This is a genomic window from Chryseobacterium sp. VD8 (assembly GCF_037149975.1).
Classification (GTDB): Bacteria; Bacteroidota; Bacteroidia; order Flavobacteriales; family Weeksellaceae; genus Chryseobacterium; species Chryseobacterium indicum.
The window spans coordinates 1-5,256 of record NZ_JBBCQL010000280.1; the positions used below are offsets into that span (position 1 = coordinate 1).

The following is a 5,256-nucleotide window of genomic DNA, read 5'->3' on the forward strand; positions in this document are numbered from 1 at the left end:
CCAGAAATCTAAAAACAGGAAACAGAAGGAATCCAGAAAAAACCAACAAAACCAAGCGGTAGAATTTAAATAAATGAAAAAAAATTATCATACCTATTTTAAATTTTTAATCACCTGCGGAATGGCTGCCGCAACCCTTTCCTGCAGTAATACACGATTTCTGAAGAAAGGACAGATGCTTTACACAGGTGCAGAAGTGAAGATTGAAAACGATACTTTGCCGAAAAAGGAAAAGAAAGATCTTCAGAGTGCGCTTCAGGATAAGCTGACTCCCAAACCGAACTCTTCATTTTTAGGATTAAGACCTAAACTATACTTTTATAATATTGCCAAAGAACCGAAAAAAGAAAAAGGTTTCAATTACTGGCTGAAATATAAAGTGGGAGAAAAACCTGTTTTGCTGGGAGATGTAGACCGCGAATTCAATAAAGACATCATTGTTAATTATTCCGAAAACAAAGGATATTTCAATGCAAGAGCTACGTATGACACGGTTTCCAAAAACAAAAAAGCCAAAGTAATTTATACTTTAAAACCGGGAGCAAGATATCTGATCAGCAATGTAAAATTCCAGAAAGATTCTTCACTGGTCAATCAGGAAATCCAGAATCTGAAAGACAACACGCTTTTAAAGCAGGGAAATCCTTTCGATCTTGATGTGATAAAATCTGAAAGAGAAAGAATCGATAACCGTCTGAAAGAAAGAGGATTCTATTATTTTCATCCGGACAATCTTATCGTTCAGGCAGACAGTACGGTAAGCAAAAATCATAAGGTGGAACTGAATGTGAAGCTGAAGGATAATACTCCGGATCTGTCTACGCAACAATTCAGCATTGATAAAGTAATTGTTTTCCCGAATTATAGTATTCAGGATGTGAAACAGGGAAAATATTCGATCCCGATGAACACAGATTCGCTTCAGAAATATGAACACGGCGACATTTATGTTATCGATCCTCAGAATAAATTTAAACCGAAAATTTTCGACAGAGCATTATATTTTAAAAAAGGAGATCTATACAACAGAACCAATCATAATCTTACGCTGAACAGGCTCATCAGTCTTGGTGTTTTCAAATTTGTGAAAAATGAATTTATTGTTTCTGATTCTTTACAGCATAAATTTGATACATATTATCTTCTGACTCCGAGAGAACTGCAGTCGCTTCGTCTGGAAGCTTTGGGAAGAACCAATTCTGCAAACTACGCCGGAAGTGAAGTGAATCTTAACTGGACCCACCGTAATTTTTTCCGCGGAGCCGAACAGTTTAAAGCTTCTGTTTACGGTGCTTTTGATTTCCAGATCGGAGGTCCGGAAAACGCGAAAAATATTTTCAGAACGGGAGCGAATGCACAGCTTTCAATTCCGAGAATTGTTGCGCCTTTTAGATTTAATTCTTCGAGCGCATTTGTTCCGAGAACCAATATTTCGATCGGCTACGAATTCCAGAACAGAACAGAATATTATTCCCTCAATACGTTTACAGGATCTTTCGGGTACAACTGGAAAGAAAATGCAAGAAAAGAACATGATCTGAAGATTTTTGACATCACCTATGTTTCTCCGGCAAATATTACACCTCTTTACGATTCAATTTCAAGGAATAACGATGCTTTAGCCAGAGTGGTAAAACCTCAGTTGATATTCGGACCGATTTATTCCTATACGTATACCAACACGATGCTCCAGAAGCCAAATACTTTTTATTATAAAGGAACTCTGGATCTTGCAGGAAATTTAACCGGTTTGATTACGGGAGCGAATGTTGAAAAAGATAAAGAAAGAAAAATTTTCGGCGTTCCGTTCAGTCAGTTTGCGAAAATCGAAAATGATTTCAGGTTCTATCATAAATTCAATGAAAAAACTTCTCTGGCGACGAGAGCCATTGCGGGAGTTGCCTATCCTTACGGAAATTCGGAGTATATTCCTTTTTCCAGACAGTTTTTCTCGGGAGGAAGCAACAGTGTGAGAGCCTTCCGTGCAAGAACTTTAGGACCGGGAAGTTTTGATCCGAGAACCATTAAACCCGGCTATTATTTTGATCAGTCTGGAGACGTAAAGCTGGAACTGAATGCGGAATACAGAGCCAATCTTTATAAATTTTTAAATGTTGCCGTGTTTGCCGATGCCGGAAATGTATGGCTGATTAATGATGATCCTCAAAGACCGGGAGCGAAATTTTCTAAAGAATTTTTAAGCGAAATGGCTGTAGGCGCAGGTTTTGGTCTGAGACTTGATTTCTCTATCCTGATCCTGAGACTGGATCTAGCCATGCCATTGCGCGTTCCTTATTATGAAAGGGGTGAAAGATGGACATTTGATAAAATTAATTTCGGAGATTCGAGCTGGAGAAAAGATAATCTTATTCTGAATATCGCCATCGGATATCCTTTCTAAACCAAACCATCAATGATCGAACAATTAAAATTTTTCTGGGAAACGTTAAAAGAATCATTCAGACAATGGAATAATTCTTCGGCTTCAAGTGATGCCGCAAGTCTTGCCTATTACGCTATTTTTTCAATTCCCGGGCTTTTAATTATCATCATCTGGATTGCAGGGTATTTTTTTGGTGAGGAGGCTATTCGCGGAGAAATTACCAATCAGATCAGCGGAATTATGGGACAGGATGTTGCAAAAAGCATTCAGGATATGATTGCGGGAGCTTTAATTGACCGAGAAAATATTTTTATGAAAGCTGTGGGAGTCGGTTCCTTGGTTTTTGGTTCCACTACCCTGTTCTTTCAGCTTCAGCACTCGCTTAATAATTTATGGGATGTTCAGGCAACTCCTAAGAAAGCATTCGTTAAATTTTTACTGGACAGAGCCAACTCTTTGGGAATGATCCTGATTATCGGTTTTTTACTGATGATTACGATGGTACTTTCTTCAATGATCAGTATTCTGAATAACTGGATTACGAATTATTTTGGGATGGAAACCTATCTGATTGTTCAGTTGGTGAATTTTGTGATCGGTTTTGCCATTGTCATGTTGCTTTTTGCATTGATGTTTAAAATTCTTCCTGATGTAAGAATGCGTTGGAAACCTGTTTGGAACGGAGCTTTTCTAACCGCTATATTGTTTACTTTGGGTAAATTTTTACTGAGTCTATATTTCGGAACTACGAAACCTACTTCTGCTTTCGGAGCTGCAGGAACCGTGATTCTGATCATGATGTGGATTAATTATTCCTGTATGCTGATTTTCTTTGGCGCGGAATACACGAAAGTTTACGCCTATAAAAAAGGATATACGATTTTACCCTCTAAACACGCAAAATGGAGTGATGCCAAATTATATGAAGACAGTCTAAAAGAGAAAATGAATGCTGAAAAAGCTTAAAATGATAAAATAAAAAACCTCCAGAGCGTTCTGAAGGTTTTATTTTTACATTCTGTTTACGGTTTTTATTCCGAGTAAACCTAATGATTTTTTTATGGTTTTTGCCGTAAGATCTGATAAATTCAATCGGAACTGTTTCAGATTTTCGTCTTCCTGACTGATAATCGGATTGCTCTGATAGAATGAATTATAAGATTTAACCAAATCATACACATAATTGGCAATGAACGCCGGACTTAATAATTCGGCAGCTTTCTCTACCGTGCCTTTGTAGTTTGCCAAAAGCATAATCAGTTCCTTTTCATATTCATTCAAAACCAGATCTGAAGTTGCTTTAAATTCAAAATGAGCTTTAGACAAAACGGATTGTATACGTGCATAAGTATATAAAACGAAAGGTCCTGTATTTCCTGCAAATTCTACACTTTCATCCGGATTGAACAGCATTTTTTTCTTAGGATCAACTTTCAGCATGAAATATTTTAACGCAGCCTGCCCGATAATTTCGTAAGAAGTTTCTTTTTCTTCGTCTGTAAGACCTTCCAGTTTTCCTAATTCAGTGGTAATTGCTTTTGCTTCCTTATACATTTCCTGCATTAAATCATCTGCATCTACTACGGTTCCTTCACGGGATTTCATTTTTCCGTTCGGAAGTTCCACCATTCCGTAAGACAAATGATACAGCTGATCTGCCCATGAATATCCTAATTTTCCTAAAATTTTAAATAAAACCTGAAAATGATAATCCTGCTCGTTTCCAACGGTATAAATCAGTTTCTGAATATCATTCTGCTTGAAACGCTCTACCGCAGTTCCCAAATCCTGAGTCATGTACACCGAAGTTCCGTCTGAACGAAGCAGTAATTTCTGATCCAGACCTTCATCGGTAAGATCGCACCATACAGAACCATCTTCTTTCTGATACAGCACTCCTTTATCCAAACCTTCCTGAATCAAATCTTTTCCTAAAATATAGGTATTGCTTTCATACTGAACCTGATCGAAATCCACCCCCAATCTGTTGTATGTTTCATTAAATCCTTTGTACACCCAGGAATTCATCTCGTTCCAGAGATTTCTTACTTTTTCGTCGCCGTTTTCCCAATCCAGAAGCATTTGTTGCGCTTCTTTCATGATTTCAGTTACCGGTTTACAGATCTCTTTCAGATTGGATTTTTCAGCTTCAAGTTTACCTTCAGCTTCCAATACTTCTTTAAAAATACCCTGAAAGACTTTGGTATGGGATTTAATGGTTTCCAGTTCTTTTTCGTCTGAAATATTTTCTGCTTTATTCTTTTTGGAAATGATTTCTTCCACCTTTTTAGGAACAGCAGAAATCAAAGAATCATTATTTAAAGTTTCTTTGAACTGTTCTTCGAACTCTTCATGCAATGCAGAGAGATCAACTGTCTGAAGCAATTCTTTTTTCTTAGCTTCAAGAGAATTTATTTTTTCGTTTAATTTTTTAACTTCCTCTTTTTTAGGAGTGTCAAACAGATCAAATTTATTTATTCTGAAATCATTGAAGATTGTATTGGTCTGATTTTTCAATTCCTTATCAAACTCCACATAATATTTTCCTACGAAATGATCTCCTTTTGTATTAGTAGATTCGGGAGTTTCATTTTTCCCGAACTTTTCCCAAGCAAGCATGGATTTACAGATATGAATTCCTCTGTCGTTGATGATCTGTGTTTTAATGACATCATAACCCGCTTCTTTCAAGATTTGGGCAACGGAAAAACCTAATAAATTATTTCTTACGTGTCCTAAGTGAAGCGGCTTATTGGTATTGGGAGAAGAATATTCTACCATTACCGTAGCATTTTTACTTTCTACAGTATCGAAATCATTGTAAGCAGATGTAAAATTATCTACAAAAAACTGATTTCTGATTTTAATATTCA

The 5,256-nt window shown here is 36.8% G+C and carries 3 protein-coding genes; 2 read left to right on the forward strand and 1 reads right to left on the reverse strand.

The genetic code is table 11. The annotated features are described in order from the left end of the window. The first annotated feature begins 73 nt into the window (after nucleotides 1-73). A complete protein-coding gene (tamL, locus tag WFK35_RS20340) occupies nucleotides 74-2,401 on the forward strand; it encodes a translocation and assembly module lipoprotein TamL (protein ID WP_336734278.1) in 2,328 nt (775 codons plus the stop codon). 12 nt (nucleotides 2,402-2,413) lie between these two features. After that, entirely contained in the window at nucleotides 2,414-3,349 is a 936-nt protein-coding gene (locus WFK35_RS20345; protein WP_336734280.1) for a YihY/virulence factor BrkB family protein, read from the forward strand. A 45-nt stretch (nucleotides 3,350-3,394) separates the two neighbouring features. Here WFK35_RS20345 and argS read toward each other — a convergent pair whose 3' ends face one another. Then, nucleotides 3,395-5,164, reverse strand: coding sequence for an arginine--tRNA ligase (gene argS / locus WFK35_RS20350; protein ID WP_336734282.1), 1,770 nt, complete (start codon nucleotides 5,162-5,164; stop codon nucleotides 3,395-3,397). Nucleotides 5,165-5,256: the final 92 nt, after the last annotated feature.

Coding starts and splice junctions, on each gene's coding strand:
- argS (WP_336734282.1), bottom strand. CDS start 5,164: ATGGTAGAATATTCTTCTCCCAATACCAATAAGCCGCTTCACTTAGGA.
- WFK35_RS20345 (WP_336734280.1), top strand. CDS start 2,414: ATGATCGAACAATTAAAATTTTTCTGGGAAACGTTAAAAGAATCATTC.
- tamL (WP_336734278.1), top strand. CDS start 74: ATGAAAAAAAATTATCATACCTATTTTAAATTTTTAATCACCTGCGGA.